Genomic DNA, 16,689 nt, shown 5'->3' with positions numbered 1-16,689 from the left:
GGCCGAGCGGCTTGCGTTCGCGCGGGGGTGCTTCGAGGGCCTGCGCGCGGCGGGCGTGGAGGACGCGTCGTTCGACGTCGTGATCGTGAACAGCGTGCTGAACCTGGCATGGGATCTCGAAGGGGCGCTGCGCGAGACGGCGCGCGTCCTTGCGCCGGACGGCTTCCTCTACCATGCGGGCGTGTTCGCGGACGAGCCGCTTCCGACCGCCGCCATGCAGGCGTTTGCGTGCGCGGGCAACGTGTTCGGCGCCGCTCGCTCTCAAGCCGAATTCGCCCGCATCGCCGTGGATCGCGCTGGCTTCTCCTTGTGCTCTTTCGAGCGCGAGCGCCCCGTCGAACCTGACGGCACCGACATCGCCGAAGAGCTGATCGGCCGGTCGTTCACGGCCGCCGTCGCCTGCGCGCGGCGCTAGCGAACGCGCTGTCCGCCGCCTTCTAGAGCTTCCGGTGCGCCCCGCGTTGTCGTCTGTCCTTTGCGTGAAATGCCGGAAAACGCGTGCGAGCAGGGCGCGGTCGTTTTCATTTTCGGGTAAGATGAACGGTTAGAGCAACCTATATGAACGACCACCGAGAGGATAAGGCTTATGTCTGAAGGATACCGCTACGATCGCGTGCTGCTCAAGTTGTCCGGCGAGGCGCTGGCGGGCGACGTCGGCTACGGCATCGATCCGAAGGTGGTGGACGACCTTGCCGATCAGATCGCCGAAATCGTGCGCGCCGGCGTGCAGATGGCCGTGGTCGTGGGCGGCGGCAACATCTTCCGCGGCTTGGCCGGTTCGGCCGAGGGCATGGATCGCGCGCAGGCCGACTACATCGGCATGCTGGCCACGGTGATGAACGCGCTGGCCTTGCAGGATGCCTTCGAGCGCCACGGCATCTTCTCGCGCGTGCAGAGCGCCATCAACATGCAGGAAGTGTCCGAGCCCTATATCCGCCGACGCGCCATCCGCCACATGGAGAAGGGTCGCGTGGTCATCTTGGCCGCCGGCACGGGCAACCCGTACTTCACCACCGACACCACCGCGGCGCTGCGCGCCTGCGAGCTGGACGTGGACGTGCTGATGAAGGCCACGAAGGTGGACGGCGTGTACGACAGCGACCCCAAGAAGAACCCCGATGCCAAGCGCTACGACCGCGTTAGCTACATGGAGGTGCTCTCCAAGGGGCTCAACGTCATGGATTCCACGGCTACGTCGCTGTGCATGGACAACGACGTTCCCATGATCGTGTTCGACCTTACCGTTAAAGGCAACATTTCGCGCGCTTTGAAGGGCGAAGACGTGGGAACCACGGTAGAATCGCAGTAGAATAACGAAAACGCGCGCACCCGCCTCCGTCGGCGGCGGACGCGTTGCGAAACGCAGGGTGAAAGGAACCGGGATGATCGACGATATTATGATGCAGGCCGAAGAGCGCATGGAGAAGGCGCTGGGCTCGCTGGGCGACGCATTCGCCTCCGTTCGCACCGGGCGCGCGAACGCCATGGTGCTCGATCGCATCAGGGTGGACTACTACGGCGTGCCCACCCCGGTGAACCAGATGGCGGGCGTCAAGACGCCCGACGCGCACATGCTGGTCATCGAGCCGTGGGACAAAGGCGTGCTGGGCGCCATCGAGCATGCCATCCTCCAGAGCGACCTGGGCGTGACGCCGTCGAACGACGGCTCAGTCATCCGCCTGCCGTTCCCCGCGCTCACCGAGGAGCGCCGCCGCGAGCTGGTGAAGCAGTGTAAGGGCTACGCAGAGGAAGCCCGCGTAGCCGTGCGCAACGCCCGCCGCGATGCCAACAGCGCCATCGAGCGCGCCGTCAAGGAAGACAGCCTTCCCGAGGACGACGAGCGCCGCGGCCAGGCGGAGGTGCAGAAGCTCACCGACAAGTACATCGCCGAAGTCGACGAGGCGTTCAAGAAGAAGGAAGCCGAGGTCATGGAGATTTAATTCGGCGAAGCCGAATTAAATCTCCGAAGCCGGCGGCCATGAGGCCGTCGGCTTCTCGTCTTTTGTGAGGTAGCCTTGAACAAACCGCTTGACTACATATTCCCGAACCCCCCGGCGGATCTCGATCCGTCGCAGCTCGATGCTGCGGCGGTGCCGCAGCATGTGGCCGTCATCATGGACGGCAACGGCCGCTGGGCGAAAGAGCGGGGGAAGAACCGCCTGTTCGGCCATAAGGCCGGTATCGAGGCAGTGCGCGAAACCATCCGCTGCGCGTCCGACGTGGGCGTGCGCTACCTGACCATCTACTCGTTCTCGTCCGAGAACTGGAAGCGCCCGCAGGACGAGGTCATCGGCCTCATGAACCTGTTCGCCACCACGATGCTGGCCGAGGTGGACGGCCTGCACGAAGAGCACGTGCGCGTGATGACCATCGGGCGCACCGACGAGCTGCCCAAGAAGACGCGCGACGCCTTCGCGAAGGCGTGGGAGAAGACGAAGGACAACGACGGGATGACGCTGGTCGTGGCCGTGAACTACGGCGGCCGCGTGGAGCTGCTCGACGCTATGCGGTCCTACATGGACGGCGCGCATGCCGCGTTGCGCGAGGGCCGCGAACCCGAGCCTTTAAGTGAGGCGACGCTGTCTCGCCATTTGTACACCGCGGACATCCCCGACCCCGACCTGCTCATCCGAACCAGCGGCGAGATGCGCGTGTCGAACTTCCTGCTGTGGCAGATCGCCTATTCCGAGTTCGTGTGCACCGAGACGCTGTGGCCGGACTTCGACCGTTACGAGTTCTTGCGCGCGCTGCTGGAGTTCCAGTCGCGCGATCGCCGGTTCGGGGCGGTGAAATAGGTGGCGCCGCGGCCCGACGAAAAGGCTGAGGCGGAAGATGACCGCTCGCGCACGGGGCGCATCAAGGATTTCGCCTATGAGAAGACGCCCGAGAAGCTGAAGAACGCCACCGACTTGCAAGTGCGTTTCCGCACGGGATTCGTGTATGTGGCGCTGTCGGTTTTGTGCATCCTCGTCAGCGACTGGACCACCGTGGCGTTCCTGGTGGCTACGGCGGGCATCACGGCGGGCGAGTTCTACTATATGCTGCGTTCGGACGCGAAGCTGCCCAACGAGATGCTCGGCATCATCGCGGCCATGCTGTACCCGCTCAGCGTGTTTCTGCTGGGGCTGAACGGTGCGCTGTACGTGAGCCTCGCGTTGCTGTTGGCGCTGATCGTGTGGTACGTGTTCTGGATGCGGGCGCGCGTGCCCGACGTGGGCGTGAGCTTCTTCGGAGCTGCGTACTGCGGCATGCTGCTGTCGGGGCTCGTGGTCGTCCGCACGGCGCTGCCCCAGCCATGGGGCGGCGTGCTGGCGCTGGGCATCTTCCTCAGCGTATGGGCGAACGATTCGTTCGCCTATCTGGTGGGAAGCAAGTTCGGCAAGCACAAGCTGGCGCCGCGCACCTCGCCGAAGAAGAGCTGGGAGGGGTTCATTGCGGGGCTCGTGGGATCGGCCGCGTTCTGGTGCTTGATGACCCTCATTCCCGGCGTGACGATGTCCATCCCGCAAGCGATGGCGTTCGGGCTCATCAGCGGGCTGATGGGCGTGCTGGGCGACTTGGCCGAGAGCCGCATCAAGCGCAATTCCGGCTTCAAGGACTCTGGCACCATCATGCCGGGTCACGGCGGCCTGCTGGATCGCTGCGACTCGCTGTTCTTGGTGGCGGTGACCTCGGCGATACTGCTTTTGGGTTTCGGCTGCATCCCGTTCCCGGTTCCGCTGATCTGACGGCGGCAGGCCTCGGGCGCCGCAGCCAACCCTACCGACGGTTTACGTTCGACCTGTTTCTAGGAGGCGTGCATGAAACGCATAGTGGTCTTGGGCTCCACGGGCTCCATCGGCACGCAGACGCTGGACGTTGTGCGTCGCCATGCGGACAAGCTGGAGGTGGTGGGCCTCGCCGTGGGCACGCGCACGGGCGAGCTGCTGGCGCAAGCGCGCGAGTTCGGCGTGCGCCACCTCGCGGTGGGCGACGAGCGCCTGGCTGAGCAGCCGATTGCCGACGAGCTGCGAAACGCCATCCTGAGCGGATCGCACGGAGGCACGCAGCAGCCAGCGAGCGCGCCGTCGTCGCTGGCCGAGGCCGTGGCGCGTCACAACGCGGGCGGCGAAGGGTCGCTCGGGTTCGGTGCCGACGCCGTGGTGGGCCTCGTGCGCCTGCCCGAGGCCGACATCGTGGTGAACGCGCTGGTGGGCGCGGCCGGCCTGCGCGCCAGCTACGAGACGCTCGCAGCTGGCAAGGTGCTGGCGCTCGCGAACAAGGAGTCGCTCGTGGTGGGCGGCGACCTCATCATGCCGATGGCCGCCGAGCCGGGGCGCCTCATGCCCATCGATTCCGAGCACGGCGCCATCTACCAGTGCCTTCTGGGCGAAGACCCGCGCGAGGTGTCGCGCTTGTGGGTGACGGCGTCGGGCGGACCGTTCCGCGGCCGCACGCGAGCCGACCTGGCCGATATCACGCCCGCTCAGGCGCTCGCGCACCCCACGTGGAACATGGGCGCGAAGATATCCATCGACTCGTCCACGCTGATGAACAAGGGTCTCGAGGTCATCGAGGCGCACCACCTGTTCGCCATGTCCTACGATCGCATCAGCGTGGTCGTGCAGCCGCAGAGCGCCATCCACTCCATGGTGGAGTACTCGGACGGCAGCGTGAAGGCCCATCTGGGCACCACCGACATGCGCATCCCCATCCAGTTCGCGCTGTCGTACCCTGAGCGCTGGGACGCGCCGGTCGAGCCGCTCGACTTCACGAAGCTGGGTACCCTCGAATTCGCCGCTCCCGACACCGACACGTTCCGTTGCCTGGCGCTGGCTCGCGCGGCCGGCGAGCGCGGCGGCACGCTGCCCTGCGTGATGAACGCCGCGAACGAGGTGGCCGTCGCCGCCTTCCTCGCCGAAGAGGGCAGCTACCTGGGGATCGCCGCGTGCGTCGAGGCCGTCATGGACGCTCACGAGCGCCAAGGCGTCCAACGCGTGGAAAGCCTCGACCAGCTGGAAGAACTCGACGCCTGGGCGCGAGCGGAAGCGCGCAGGAACGTGCGCTAGCGAAGGGCTCCGCGCGCGAGATGCTTCGCCGAGGGTTCGAAGCCCACGACGGCCGAGCGCTCGTAGAGCGTCTTGGCATCGAAGCGTTCGCCGTCGGGCCAGACGATGGCATCCCTCTCGGGTGTGACGCGCGCTTGCGCAAGGTAGGTCGGATCGACGAACTTTTCGATGTCGTCGTCGTTCGCATGGTTCCATGCGTCGAACTCGCGGACGGTTCCGTCGCTCCAATCGACCAGGATCTTGCCGTCCTCGGCAAACTTAAGGCGGACGATGAGCGCCTCGGGGCTCCATCGCATGTGCGGGCCTCGTGGCGGCAAAGGCGTTTCGGAGCTATCGGTAACGGACGCTTCGTAGAGAAGCTGCACGCCGAAGTCCAGGTTGCCGGGCCACGCGATGCTCCGCCCGTAACCGGTGAGGTACGCCAATTTCAGGTAGTCTTCGTCCAGCAGCTTCTCCATGGCGCCCTTCATGTAGGGATACGGGTCGAACGCGCTTCTTCTGCCGTCGTTCCAGTCGATGACGATCGTATCTTCGTCGTCGAAGCCGAAGTCGATGATCTTCTTGTCGAGATGCCACTCCATTGCGCCCTCCTCAGATCAGCGGGTCAATGCGAAAACAGGTTCCGTTCGAGCTTGCAAGGTACCAATTGTCGTCAAGCTCGGACTTGTGCAAAGCAGCCCATGCAACAACGAGCTTCGCTTGTCGAGGAGGAAGCTTGCCCGCAAGCAGCTCTCCCTCCGTTGAGTATACCGCCTCGAAGCCTCCGTAGGAAGCATGGAAGTGCGCCTTGTGGTGCGGAGCGTTCTTCTCCCAATTGATAGTGATCCTGATGCCGTAAAAGGTGCAAATTTCTGGCATGGCAATCCTCTCCAAAGGCTCCTCCGGTTCGTTGTTTCGTTTGCGCGGGCCCGCTCTTCCATTGTAACGACGCCATCTTACGTTTTGTTGGCGTGGGTCTAGCGGGAATTCCTCTCGGATCTGGTGCGAATCCAACGCGGTTCCAGCGCGTTTTCCACGTGGCGTGCCCCTGTTTCCAACGCGGATTGCACGCGCTTTGCCAACGAATCCAACGCGGTCCCAGCGTGCGTGCGCGACGGGCTTGCGGACCGTGTGCGCCGTACGCCCGCCGAGCCTCCGCAAATCGTGCAAACGCTCTCGCATCGTGCGCGCATCGCGCAGCCCTTGTAGTTTTTTCGCACATCGGTTCGCAGCGCCCGTGCCGCTCGCCCTTCTCTTTATAATGAGAGCACGAAAGAAGCATTCCTCGCGACCGAAAGGGAACCGAGTTTATGGATATTGTTCTCATGATCGTCTACGCCACGCTCATCTTGGGCTTTCTCGTGTTCATCCACGAAGGCGGTCACTATCTGGCGGCGCGTGCGTTCGGCGTGCGCGTGACCGAGTTCATGCTGGGGCTTCCCGGTCCCAACATTGGCTTCACGAAATGGGGCACGAAGTTCGGCGTCACGCCGTTTCTGCTGGGCGGCTACGCGAAGGTGTGCGGGATGGAGCCGGGCGAGATGAGCCCGCACCTCGAGCCCGTGCTGGCCGCGCTCTACCGCCGCGGAACCGCGAACATGGAAGACATCGCCCGCGACTGCGGCATCACCGATGACGAGGCGTACGAGGCGCTCGACGAGCTCGTCGAATGGGGCAGCATCGCCGGCCCCACCAAGCAAGACAAGTACAACACGTACCGCGCCCCCGTGGTCAAGCCGAGCAAGAAGCAGGTAGCCGCAGGAGCCGTCGCTTACGAGCTGGGGCAGGCGCGCCCGGTGGAAGACGCGCATGCGCTGTTCGAAAGCGAGTACAAGCAGCAGTACCGCAGCCTGCCGTTCTGGAAGCGCTCGGTCATCCTCGTGGCCGGCGTGGCCGTGAACCTGCTGTTCGCGGTCCTGCTGTTCGTCGTGTTGTTCTCGCTCATCGGCGTGGACGTTCAGACCAGCGCGGGCGACATCCGGCACGTCAACGTCAACCCGCTCGATGCGATCCAGATGGGCTTCATGTACATCGGCATGGTGGTGCAGCTTATCGCGGGGCTGTTCAATCCGTCGACGGCGGGCGAGGTCGTGCAGAACTCGACGTCGGTCATCGGGATCGCCGCCATGTCGAAGCAGGCGGTCGATCTGGGGTTGGCGAGCGCCATCTCGTTCGTGGCTTCCATCTCGGTGTCGCTCGGCATTATGAACCTGCTGCCCATCCCGCCGCTCGACGGCGGCCGCTTCGTCATCGAGGTGTTCCAGAAGATCTCGCGCAAGGTCGTGACCATGCGCGCGCTCAACTACCTGAGCGCGGCCGGCATGATCCTGTTCATCGGTTTTTTCCTGTTCATGGCGAACCAGGATATCCAGCGCATCATCTCGGGTGCGGGTTTCGGCGGTTAGAGCGCGCTGCCCGCGCCAGCGTGCGCAGCGCTCGCGAACCGTTCGGCGTTGCGGTCGGCGCGCAAGTCCTTGACTTGCGCGCGCTTCCGTCATCGAAATCGCTCGAAAAGCACCATGTCCACGAGTTATGTGCACTTCGAAACCGGACTGCGTGACCGAAGTAAGTCAAAGAAAACTTCTGACCTGGCGTTTTCTTGAGCGGAAACGCTCGACTGCGCCCGAAACGGTCGTTCCGGGATGACGGAGGTGCGCATAACTCGCGAACTTGGGAGATTCGGGCGTTTTTCGCTGCACGCGCCCTCCAGTGCGGTTCGGGTGGTTCGATGGCGCGTCGGCGCGTGCGACTCGTTCGCTCGTTTTCCCTCCCGCGCCCTCGCGTGCGTTCGTTGTCGTGCGCCCGCCCGCGAAATCCCTGTGCATTTGGCCGGAAACCGGGTAATCAGAGGTAAAATAGCCGGCGACGCGCTTGGGCGCGTGCAGCCTGCGGGCTGTTGAGACGCTGTTCCAGCACCGCGCCTGCACGCGGTGGGGGATGGAGAACGGGAGGCTCTTGTGGCAACGCATGCCAAACCTAGCGAGGCTACCCGCCGGGTGTCGGTGGGCTCCGTGCCGCTCGGCGGCGGCGCGCCCGTCGTCGTGCAGTCCATGCTGAACGCCCCGGCGACCGACGTCGCGGCGAACCTCGCGCAGATCGACGCGCTCGCGCAAGCGGGCTGCGAGATCGTGCGCATGGCCATCCCGCACCGCTCAAGCCTCGACGTGTTCCAGGCTGTATGCGAGCGGTCGCCTTTGCCGGTGGTCGCCGACATCCACTTCGATGCGAACATCGCCATCGAGGCCGCCAAACGCGGCGCGGCGAAGCTGCGCATCAATCCCGGCAACATCGGGGGCCTGGCCAAAACCGATGCCGTGCTGGACGCGGCGGGCGAGGCGGGCATCCCCATCCGCATCGGGGTGAACGCGGGCTCGCTCGACAACGAGTTGGCTGCACGCGACGATCTCTCGCAATCGGAGAAGCTGGCACGCTCGGCCGTCGACTACGTGCGCTACTGCGAGGGTCGCGGCTTCCACGAACTCGTGGTCAGCGCGAAGGCTCACGACGTGATGACTACCGTGCGCACGTACCGCCTGCTCAGTAAGGAGCTGCCCCACGTGCCGCTGCATATCGGCGTCACCGAGGCCGGCACCACCTTCCAAGGCGCCATCAAAAGCGCCTGCGGTTTGGGGATCCTGCTGGAAGAGGGCATCGGCGACACGCTGCGCATCTCGCTCACAGACGACCCCGTGCAGGAGATCCGCGCGTGCTGGACGCTGCTTTCAGCGCTCGACCTGCGCCGACGCGCTCCAGAGCTCATCAGCTGCCCCACATGCGGCCGTTGCCAGGTGGACCTCATCGGGCTGGCGCGCGAGGTGGAGGGACGCATCGCGAACCTCGACAAGCCGCTCAAGGTGGCCGTCATGGGCTGCGTGGTGAACGGCCCGGGCGAAGCCGCCGACGCCGACATCGGCGTAGCGTGCGGGGTCGGTTCGGGCGTGGTGTTCTCGAAGGGAAACGTCGTCCGCAAGGTGGAGGAGAGCGCCATCGTGGACGCTTTGATGGAGGAGATAGGAAAGCTATGACGAACGTGAATATCATGCGCATGAGCCAGCTGTACGCGCCCACGCTCAAGGAGGATCCCGCCGACGCGGAGATCGCCAGCCACAGGCTGCTTTTGCGCGCGGGCTTCATCCGCAAGACGGCTTCGGGCGTGTACACCTTCCTGCCGCTGGGCAAGCGCGTGCTGGCCAAGGTGGAGAACATCGTGCGCGAGGAGATGGACGGCATCGGCGCGCAGGAGATCATGATGCCGGCGCTGCAGCCCGGCGAGCTGTGGCACGAGAGCGGCCGCTGGAACGACTACGGCCCCGAGCTCATGCGCCTCGTCGACCGTCACGACCGCGAGTTCTGCCTCGGGCCCACCCACGAGGAGCTCATCACCTCCCTCGTGCGCAACGAGCTGCGCTCCTACAAGGAGCTGCCGCTGTCGCTGTACCAGATCCAGGTGAAGTTCCGCGACGAGATCCGCCCGCGCTTCGGGCTGCTGCGCAGCCGCGAGTTCATCATGAAGGACGCCTACAGCTTCCACGCCGACCAGGAGTCGTTGCAGAAGACCTACGACGACATGAGCGAGGCGTACGGGCGCATCTGCGACCGCATGGGCATGGACTACCGTCCCGTCGAGGCCGACCCCGGCCAGATCGGCGGCAGCGTGACCTGCGAGTTCATGGCGCTCGCCGAAGCGGGCGAAGCCGAGCTCGTGCACTGCACCTGCGGTTACGCGGCCAACACCGAAGCCGGCGACTGCCTGGCGCGCCCCACCGTCTACGACGTGCCGATGGAGAAGGTCGCCACGCCTGGCGTGCACACCATCGCCGAACTGGCCGCGTTCTTGGACATCCCCGAGTCCTCCACGGTGAAGGCTCTGTCCGGAAAGAACGACGAGGGCAAGCTGGTGGTCATGTTCATTCCCGGCGACCACGAGCTCAACGAGCTGAAGGCGGCGCGCGTGGCCGGCGGCTTCACGCTGCTCACCGACGAGGACATGGAAGCCTTCGGCCTGCACAAGGGCTCGATGGGCCCCGTCGGTTTGCCCGAGGAAGCCTACGTCATCGCGGCGCGCAGCCTGCAGGCCGTGCCGAAGTGGGTTGTGGGCGCCAACGAGGACGGCTACCACTACGTGGGCGCGCGTCTGGGCGAGGACTTCCAGGTGGACGAGTGGGCCGACCTGTGCATCGTGCAGCCGGGCGACAGCTGCCCGTCGTGCGGGCTGCCGCTGGACGGCGCGCGCGGCATCGAGGTGTCGCAGGTGTTCCAGCTGGGCGACAAGTACTCGAAGGCCATGGGCGCCACGTTCATGGCGGAAGACGGCTCCGAGCAGCCGTTCCTCATGGGCTGCTACGGCGTGGGCATCTCGCGCACCATGGCTGCCATCGTGGAGCAGCACAACGACGAGAACGGCATCATGTGGCCGCTCACGGTGGCGCCCGCGCACGTGTGCGTCATCCCGCTGACGGTGGGCGACGACGAGGTGCAGCCCGCGGCCGAGAAGCTGGCGAGCGACCTGGCGAAGCTGGGCCTCGAGGTGGTCATCGACGACCGCAAGGAGCGCGCCGGCGTGAAGTTCGCCGATGCCGACCTCATCGGCTGGCCGCTGCAGGTCATCGTGGGCAAGCGCGGCCTGGCCGAGCAGAAGGTGGAGATCAAGCGCCGCAGCACGGGCGCTCGCCGCGACATCCCGCTGGCGGCCCTCACCGACGCGCTGGCGTTCTCCCAGCGCAACGCCAAGGTCTGGGGCTCCGAGCTTTCCCTGTTCGGCGGCCTGTTCGAGTAGGGGTGTTCCGCGTGCCTGACGGCACGCGGAACCGGCCGACGCTGCGGATCGATCCGGCACCCAATCTCGCGGCGATGCCGATGGCTCGCGTACCGAAGTACGCAACGCCATCGCCATCCCCACGATCTCGGGCCCCGGATCGATCCTCGCTGACTTACTGCGCCAACCGGCGTGTTTGTTTTCGCGCTTTCGCGCGAATCGATTGCTGATGGAAGGGCCTATGACTACTCGCACTGCTCAAGCCGTTCTGTTCGACCTGGACGGGACCTTGCTCGACACGCACGATCTGCTGCTCGCCACGTTTCGCTACACGGCGCGCACGGTGCTGCGCGAGGCTATCTCCGACGAGCGTCTCATGGCCAAGGTGGGACAGCCCCTCAACACCCAGATGTGGGATTTCACGGATGACCCGGCCGTGCACGAGGAGCTGTGCCGTGTGTACCGGGAATACAACGCCGAGGTGCACGATGACATGATCAGGCTGTTCGACGGCACCGTGCCCATGCTTGAACGCCTCAAGGAAGCGGGTTTGCCGCTGGCCGTGGTCACGTCGAAACGACACGAGGTGGCCATGCGGGGCCTCGACCTGTTCGGCCTGACCGGATACTTCGACTTCCTCATCGGCTCCGACGACTGGCCGGAGCACAAGCCGCATCCCGGCCCCGTGGCGCACGGCTGCGAACGGCTGGGGCTGGCTCCTCAGACGTGCCTGTACGTGGGCGACAGTCCCTTCGACATGCAGTCGGGAAGCGGCGCGGGCTGCGCCACCGCGGCGGCGCTATGGGGTATGTTCCCTCAGATCGCGCTTGAAGCGGAGCGTCCTACTTACGTGTGCGCCCACGGCACGGATGTTCCGCCGCTGCTAGGCTGCTAGCAAGTTGCCATCCTGAGCTGGCTGCACAGGATGGCAACTTGCCGCCTTCGCTTAGGATGGCAGTCCTTTCACTCCTCGTACGTCTCGGCTATCCAGGCTTGCGTTGCGTCCAAGAACGCGCGCGTAGCCGTTGAAGCTGTTTCCAGCGAGCGCAGCGCTATGGCTATCTCGCGGCTTGTTTCCACTTCGGGCTGCTTGACGGCCAGGGGAAACGGCGCATCGCGCAGGATGAGGTCGGCCAGCACGCTGAATCCGAGTCCCGCGCTGACCATGCTCATCACCGCATAGTCGCTGTCGATGGTGAACCGCACGTTGGGCTCCACGTCGTTCGCTCGGAACAGCGTTTCCATTTCCGACGACGTGCCGCTTTCCAGGCGGATGTACGGCTCTTCCGCCAGCGCTTCGCGCGGCACGAACGGCGCGTCGGCCAGAGGATGGTCGGGCGGCAGCACCACGAGGAGCGGATCCTTCCGCAGCGGGACGGCGTGCAGGTCGTGCTTGATGGGGTAGACGAAGAAACCGCAGTCAGCGTCGCCGCGCCACACGGCCTCTTCCAGTGCATCTTCGTCGTCGACGCAGATCAGCTGCAAGTCGATGCCTGGATGCTGTGCGAGGAAGCGCTTCGCGATACCGGGGAACCATTGGATGGCGGTGCTCGTGAACGCCGCCACGCGCACGATGCCGCTTTCGAGGTGCTTGAGCTCGGCGAGGCGCATCTCCAGCTGGCGCTCGCTGTTGCACACGTTCTGCACCCAGGGAAGCAGATCGGCGCCGTCCGAGGTGAGGTGCGCGCCGCCGTAGTCGCGCACGAACAGCGGCACGTCCAGTTCTCGTTCGAGCGTGCTCACGAGGTAGCTGATGCCGGCCTGGGTGTATCCTAGGTCGTGGGCGGCCTGTTTGAAACTGCCCGTTTCAGCCACCTTTAGGAACGCATCGTATTTCTGGTTGCCCACAGATCGCTCCTTCTCTTGCTCACAATATCTTCACACCGTTCTTCGATATATGTCACTATACGGAGCTTGAAAAGGAATAACAAGAAACTCTTAAAAACTTAAAAAGATAATCTCATTTTACTTTTATCAGGAGAACCCATACCATGTGCCAGCAACCCTAGAACATCATCCAGTGAAGTTCCGCGAGGGCGGGACGTGAGAGTCTTGCGCTGCCGAGCGCCGTGCAAGCTGCGGATCGAAAGGAGGCACCCCGTGAAAACTCGTAGCAAGCGCTGGCCCTATGTCGCGTGCGTCGTGCTGCAGACCGTTATCTTCGGATCGGGTAACGCTATCACGAAGATGGCGTACGAGAGCATCACGCCCATGTGGTGCCTCGCCATCAGGTTCGGCTTGGCCGCGCTCGTGTTCGCGATCTTCTTCGGCCCGCGCATCGTGCGCCAGCTAAAGGGCGCGCGTATCGGCGCCTGGATGCCCGCAGCGCTTTGCATGGCGCTGGCGTATCTCACCTGCAATGTAGCGCTCGACTTGACCACGGCCACCAACGTGGGCTTCCTCGTGGCGTTGCCCGTGGTGTTCGCGCCGCTGTTGTCGTGCCTGGTGAACCGCCGTCGTTATCCGCTGGCCTTCCTGCCGTTCCAGGCGGCGGTTGTGGTCGGGCTCTACCTCTTGTGCAGCAACGGGGGAGCTCCTTCGTTCGGCTTGGGCGAGATCCTCGCGCTGCTGTCCTCCGTGGCGTTGGCCGGCGCGCTCGTGTTCGGCGAGCGCGGCTTGGAGCAGCTGGACGCCACCACGGTGGCGGGAACGCAGATAGTCGCCTCGTTCGTCGTGGCTCTTGCGTGCGCGCTGGTTTTCGAGCCACCCGTGAACGTGGCGGCCGTGCAGCCCGTAGCCTGGGGCACTATCGCCTTTCTGGCGCTGCTCAGCACCTGCCTCACCTTCATGCTGCAGAACGTGGCGCTGACGGAGTTGCCGTCCTCCACCGTGTCGCTGCTGCTCACAGGCGAGCCGGTGTTCACTGCGGCGTTCTCGTTCATGCTGCTGGGCGAAGCGCTTTCTGCGGCTGGTATGGCTGGCGCCGTGGTCATCGTGGCAAGCGTCGTAGCCGCCACATGGGTGGAGGGTCGCCAAAGCGCGCCTGCGGCTTCGCTCGCACCGCAGGCCGAGCATGCGCTCGCGTTGGAGGAAGGGTGGTTCGAAGGCGCGGAGTTCGGCGCTCAATCGTCCCTGGCGGGAGTGGAGCTGTCCCACCTTGCGCCTTCCGAGCGCCGGTCTTTCGCTTCCGAGCGCGCGGCCTAAAGCGTCTTTTCTGCATGCGGTTCCCCTGTTCGCATCCTGAACGGCGAGCGGACGGTCTCCGCTCGCCGCTTCGTTTCTGCCGTCTGTGAGCGAAGCTTCCGCGAAACGTTCCTTTCGTCTGGCCACGTCTAACCGATTGTTGGTTGCTCGCCCGTCATCCCGCGATCCTTCTTTATAGTACTAAGGTAGTAACAACTGCCTTGACAGCTTGTCGCCATACGGGAGGAGCGTGCATGTCTGATGGCATCGAAACCCTTGTCCAATGACGAAGCGAAGAATCTGATGAAGCAGCTCGGCATGGCCGAGGCGTCCGCTCGCGACGAAGATCGCGTCGCGAAAGGCGGGAGCTCGACGAGCGAGGCGAGCGTTGCGCAGCTGCTGAGCGAGCTGTATCGCTCCGACATCGGACGCAGGCCGCCGCATATGACGCGCGGCTGACGATCGGCCGACTCCGGTCGAAGCCTGCCGCCCCGTCGACCTCGGCGGGGCGGTCGCAAGGCGAACAAGCGGCAACCTTCCTTTGACGGCTTCGCTCATGCTCGCGTTGCGAGCATTGCCCTTTTCGTCGATTTGGTGCATCATGGATGCAGAGGCCGTCCGCGTCGCGGACGGTGAATCGCAAGCATAGGAGGCTCGTATGGCTACCCTCAGCGACGGATTCAAAGACATCTTCCTGGCCGGCATCGGCGCGATGGCCATAACCGGCGAAAAAACCAAGGATCTGGTTGATCAGCTCATCTCCAAAGGCGAGCTCACCGTGGATCAGGGCAAGCAGATCAACACCGAATTGAAGCATAAGGCGGAAGACGTGGCTGCAAGCGTGCGCTACGACGTGCTGGAGGCTCGCATGGCCGCCATGACGCCGGAGGAGCGTGCGGCGTTCGTCGCCAAGGCTGCCGAGTTCGCCGAGAAGGCGAACGCGAAGTCGGCTTCCGAGGCTGAAGTGGGCGACGCTTCCGCGGTGTCCGTCGACAACGAGGCGGCTTCGGCTGCCGCGCCGCAAACGCCGGGCGCCTAGCGCACGGCTGCGAGCTGCCCGTCCATGCCGGAGAACACGCTGCTGCGCTATTTTTTCAGCTCCGGTTCGGAGGTTGATCCCGAGGATCGGTTCCATCTGAATCGGAAGACGCGCACGCGGCGCCTCAAGGAAATATCCGATATCCTGCGGAAGCATCACTTCCTGAAGGGTTTCACGCCCGAGGCCTTTCGCGCCATGCTGGAGGACCTGGGCCCCAGCTTCGTGAAGATCGGCCAAACGCTGTCTACGCGCTCGGAGATTTTGCCGAAGGCGTACTGCGACGAACTGGCGAAGCTGCAGATGGAGTGCGACCCGCTGCCGTTCGAGGCCATCCTCGAGGCGCTCGACGACATCTACGGCGACGCGCAGGGCGACGTGTTCGACGCCATCGATCCCACGCCGCTGGGAAGCGCCTCGCTGGCCCAGGTGCACAAGGCGCGCCTTGTCACGGGCGAGATCGTGGCCGTGAAGATCCAACGCCCCGGCGTGAAGACCACGATGGCCCAGGATATCGATATCATGCGCATGGTGGCGCGCTACGCTGCGCGTTTCATGAAGGACGAGCAGATGCTCGACTTGCGCGACGTGGTGGAAGAGCTGTGGGCCACGTTCCTCGAGGAGACGGACTTCCAGCGCGAAGCCGCTAACCTCGAGGAATTCGCGCGTCTGAACAAGGGCGTCGCCTTCATCGATTGCCCGAAAGTGCATACCGAGCTGTGCGGCGAGTACGTGCTGGTCATGGAATACATCGACGGCATTCCCATCCTGGCGACCGACCGTCTGCGGAATGCGGGCTACGACCTCGAGGAGATCGGCGAGAAGATCCTCGACAACTACGCCTCGCAGATCCTCGATCACGGGTTCTTCCATGCCGACCCGCATCCGGGCAACCTTCTCGTTCGCAGCGGCAAGATCGTCTACATCGACCTTGGCATCATGGGTCGTTTGTCGCCGCGCGATCGCGCCGGATTCGGCAATATCATCCAGGCGGTTGGCATGGAGAGCTCGTCCGAGCTCAAGGATGCGCTATTGTCCTTTGCCATCGCGAAGGACAATTCGGTTATCGACCATACGCGCTTTTTGGCCGACCTCGACCTGCTATTGAACGATTACGGCTCGTGCGATGTGGCCGATATCGACATCGGGGCGTTCCTGAACGACATCCTCATGCTCACGCGGTCGTGCAAGGTGACGCTGCCGTCTTCCATCACCAGCGTGTCGCGCGGCATCGTCACGCTGGAGGGTACCATCGCGCCGTTCATCCCGAACCAGAACGTTGTGTCCATCATCAACGCCCATATCCAGCGCTCGAAGAACCAGGGCGACGAGCTTGTGCAGGCCATGCAGGATCTGGCTCTCGCGCTGCGCTCGTCGTCGCACGGCGCGCTCGACGCGGCACGGTATTCCGGCGAAACGCTCAAGATGCTCACGCGCGGCCAGCTGAAGATGAACATGGAGGTGCTGGGCAGCGAGGCGCCGCTGTCGAAGCTGGCCAAGATCATCAACCGTCTGACCATCGGCATCATCATAGCCGGGCTGTTCATCGGATCGAGCATGCTGTCGCTGTCGTCGATGGAGCCGCGTCTGCTGGGCGTGCCGGTGCTCGCGTTCTTCGGCTACCTGGGGGCTGCCGTGCTGTCGATATGGGTGATTTTCGACATTGGCAAACGTAAGCTGTAATGCAGGGGAGGCTCTCTTTCCCCAGTTCAAACGTTCCGCAACCAATAATTGCGGAAAATTCCAAC

At 64.3% G+C, this 16,689-nt stretch carries 17 protein-coding genes; 14 read left to right on the top strand and 3 right to left on the bottom strand.

Features of this window, described 5'->3' with window-relative positions; translation table 11 throughout:
• The 6 genes from HMPREF1023_RS11825 to dxr all read left to right on the top strand — a co-directional run.
• Nucleotides 1-415, top strand: a 415-nt coding sequence (locus tag HMPREF1023_RS11825) for a methyltransferase domain-containing protein (protein ID WP_009306592.1), incomplete at its 5' end; no start/stop codon positions are given.
• A gap of 171 nt (nt 416-586) precedes the next feature.
• Nucleotides 587-1,309 (top strand): UMP kinase, encoded by a 723-nt coding sequence (gene pyrH, locus HMPREF1023_RS11820; protein WP_009306589.1) that lies wholly within the window; start codon nt 587-589, stop codon nt 1,307-1,309.
• A 73-nt stretch (nt 1,310-1,382) separates the two neighbouring features.
• Nucleotides 1,383-1,940, top strand: coding sequence for a ribosome recycling factor (gene frr / locus HMPREF1023_RS11815; RefSeq protein ID WP_009306587.1), 558 nt, complete (start codon nt 1,383-1,385; stop codon nt 1,938-1,940).
• Between the two features lie 75 nt (nt 1,941-2,015).
• Entirely contained in the window at nt 2,016-2,795 is a 780-nt protein-coding gene (locus HMPREF1023_RS11810) for an isoprenyl transferase (protein ID WP_009306585.1), read from the top strand.
• Nucleotides 2,796-3,728: a phosphatidate cytidylyltransferase gene (locus HMPREF1023_RS11805; protein WP_009306584.1), complete on the top strand. Its 933-nt coding sequence runs from the start codon at nt 2,796-2,798 to the stop codon at nt 3,726-3,728. It begins immediately after the preceding gene.
• A gap of 72 nt (nt 3,729-3,800) precedes the next feature.
• Nucleotides 3,801-5,048, top strand: coding sequence for a 1-deoxy-D-xylulose-5-phosphate reductoisomerase (gene dxr / locus HMPREF1023_RS11800; protein ID WP_009306582.1), 1,248 nt, complete (start codon nt 3,801-3,803; stop codon nt 5,046-5,048).
• Here dxr and HMPREF1023_RS11795 read toward each other — a convergent pair.
• Together HMPREF1023_RS11795 and HMPREF1023_RS11790 are read right to left on the bottom strand one after the other, a co-directional pair.
• Nucleotides 5,045-5,629, bottom strand: coding sequence for a DUF2442 domain-containing protein (locus HMPREF1023_RS11795; RefSeq protein WP_009306580.1), 585 nt, complete (start codon nt 5,627-5,629; stop codon nt 5,045-5,047). The genes dxr and HMPREF1023_RS11795 overlap by 4 nt on opposite strands.
• Before the next feature lie 10 nt (nt 5,630-5,639).
• Nucleotides 5,640-5,906, bottom strand: a complete 267-nt coding sequence (locus HMPREF1023_RS11790; protein WP_009306578.1) for a DUF4160 domain-containing protein — start codon at nt 5,904-5,906, stop codon at nt 5,640-5,642.
• A 431-nt stretch (nt 5,907-6,337) separates the two neighbouring features.
• On the opposite strand from HMPREF1023_RS11790, the gene HMPREF1023_RS11785 reads away from it, so the two are divergent.
• From HMPREF1023_RS11785 to HMPREF1023_RS11770, 4 genes are all read left to right on the top strand, one after another.
• Nucleotides 6,338-7,432, top strand: coding sequence for a site-2 protease family protein (locus tag HMPREF1023_RS11785; protein WP_009306577.1), 1,095 nt, complete (start codon nt 6,338-6,340; stop codon nt 7,430-7,432).
• A 552-nt stretch (nt 7,433-7,984) separates the two neighbouring features.
• Nucleotides 7,985-9,052 carry a flavodoxin-dependent (E)-4-hydroxy-3-methylbut-2-enyl-diphosphate synthase gene (gene ispG, locus HMPREF1023_RS11780; protein ID WP_015761201.1) on the top strand — a complete coding sequence of 356 codons (1,068 nt, stop codon included), beginning with the start codon at nt 7,985-7,987 and terminating at the stop codon, nt 9,050-9,052.
• On the top strand, nt 9,049-10,803 hold the full coding sequence (locus tag HMPREF1023_RS11775; RefSeq protein ID WP_009306572.1) for a proline--tRNA ligase: 1,755 nt from the start codon (nt 9,049-9,051) through the stop codon (nt 10,801-10,803). Before ispG ends, HMPREF1023_RS11775 begins: the two co-directional genes overlap by 4 nt.
• A 220-nt stretch (nt 10,804-11,023) precedes the next feature.
• Complete coding sequence (locus tag HMPREF1023_RS11770; protein WP_009306570.1) at nt 11,024-11,677, top strand: HAD family hydrolase; 654 nt, start codon at nt 11,024-11,026, stop codon at nt 11,675-11,677.
• Between the two features lie 68 nt (nt 11,678-11,745).
• Here the strand turns inward: HMPREF1023_RS11770 and HMPREF1023_RS11765 are convergent, their stop codons facing one another.
• A complete protein-coding gene (locus HMPREF1023_RS11765) occupies nt 11,746-12,630 on the bottom strand; it encodes a LysR family transcriptional regulator (RefSeq protein ID WP_009306568.1) in 885 nt (294 codons plus the stop codon).
• A 252-nt stretch (nt 12,631-12,882) separates the two neighbouring features.
• Between HMPREF1023_RS11765 and HMPREF1023_RS11760 the strand changes: the two genes are divergently transcribed.
• The 4 genes from HMPREF1023_RS11760 (at nt 12,883) to HMPREF1023_RS11745 (ending at nt 16,624) form a co-directional block, all read left to right on the top strand.
• Nucleotides 12,883-13,926, top strand: a complete 1,044-nt coding sequence (locus tag HMPREF1023_RS11760) for a DMT family transporter (RefSeq protein ID WP_009306565.1) — start codon at nt 12,883-12,885, stop codon at nt 13,924-13,926.
• Nucleotides 13,927-14,166: 240 nt separating this feature from the next.
• Nucleotides 14,167-14,364: a hypothetical protein gene (locus HMPREF1023_RS11755; RefSeq protein WP_009306564.1), complete on the top strand. Its 198-nt coding sequence runs from the start codon at nt 14,167-14,169 to the stop codon at nt 14,362-14,364.
• 199 nt (nt 14,365-14,563) lie between these two features.
• Nucleotides 14,564-14,944: a phasin family protein gene (locus HMPREF1023_RS11750; RefSeq protein WP_009306562.1), complete on the top strand. Its 381-nt coding sequence runs from the start codon at nt 14,564-14,566 to the stop codon at nt 14,942-14,944.
• Nucleotides 14,945-14,968: 24 nt separating this feature from the next.
• Nucleotides 14,969-16,624 carry an AarF/ABC1/UbiB kinase family protein gene (locus HMPREF1023_RS11745; RefSeq protein ID WP_009306560.1) on the top strand — a complete coding sequence of 552 codons (1,656 nt, stop codon included), beginning with the start codon at nt 14,969-14,971 and terminating at the stop codon, nt 16,622-16,624.
• Nucleotides 16,625-16,689 lie beyond the last annotated feature (65 nt).

Origin of the sequence: Eggerthella sp. 1_3_56FAA, from assembly GCF_000185625.1 — a bacterium.
Lineage (GTDB): Bacteria > Actinomycetota > Coriobacteriia > Coriobacteriales > Eggerthellaceae > Eggerthella > Eggerthella lenta.
This window is presented reverse-complemented; position numbering and strand designations above follow the sequence as displayed.

Excerpts from the sequence above, each read along its gene's own strand:
- HMPREF1023_RS11750 (WP_009306562.1), top strand. The coding sequence starts at position 14,564 with ATGGCTACCCTCAGCGACGGATTCAAAGACATCTTCCTGGCCGGCATC.
- HMPREF1023_RS11770 (WP_009306570.1), top strand. The coding sequence starts at position 11,024 with ATGACTACTCGCACTGCTCAAGCCGTTCTGTTCGACCTGGACGGGACC.
- HMPREF1023_RS11785 (WP_009306577.1), top strand. The coding sequence starts at position 6,338 with ATGGATATTGTTCTCATGATCGTCTACGCCACGCTCATCTTGGGCTTT.
- HMPREF1023_RS11755 (WP_009306564.1), top strand. The coding sequence starts at position 14,167 with ATGGCATCGAAACCCTTGTCCAATGACGAAGCGAAGAATCTGATGAAG.
- frr (WP_009306587.1), top strand. The coding sequence starts at position 1,383 with ATGATCGACGATATTATGATGCAGGCCGAAGAGCGCATGGAGAAGGCG.
- HMPREF1023_RS11795 (WP_009306580.1), bottom strand. The coding sequence starts at position 5,629 with ATGGAGTGGCATCTCGACAAGAAGATCATCGACTTCGGCTTCGACGAC.
- HMPREF1023_RS11790 (WP_009306578.1), bottom strand. The coding sequence starts at position 5,906 with ATGCCAGAAATTTGCACCTTTTACGGCATCAGGATCACTATCAATTGG.
- HMPREF1023_RS11775 (WP_009306572.1), top strand. The coding sequence starts at position 9,049 with ATGACGAACGTGAATATCATGCGCATGAGCCAGCTGTACGCGCCCACG.
- HMPREF1023_RS11745 (WP_009306560.1), top strand. The coding sequence starts at position 14,969 with ATGCCGGAGAACACGCTGCTGCGCTATTTTTTCAGCTCCGGTTCGGAG.
- pyrH (WP_009306589.1), top strand. The coding sequence starts at position 587 with ATGTCTGAAGGATACCGCTACGATCGCGTGCTGCTCAAGTTGTCCGGC.
- dxr (WP_009306582.1), top strand. The coding sequence starts at position 3,801 with ATGAAACGCATAGTGGTCTTGGGCTCCACGGGCTCCATCGGCACGCAG.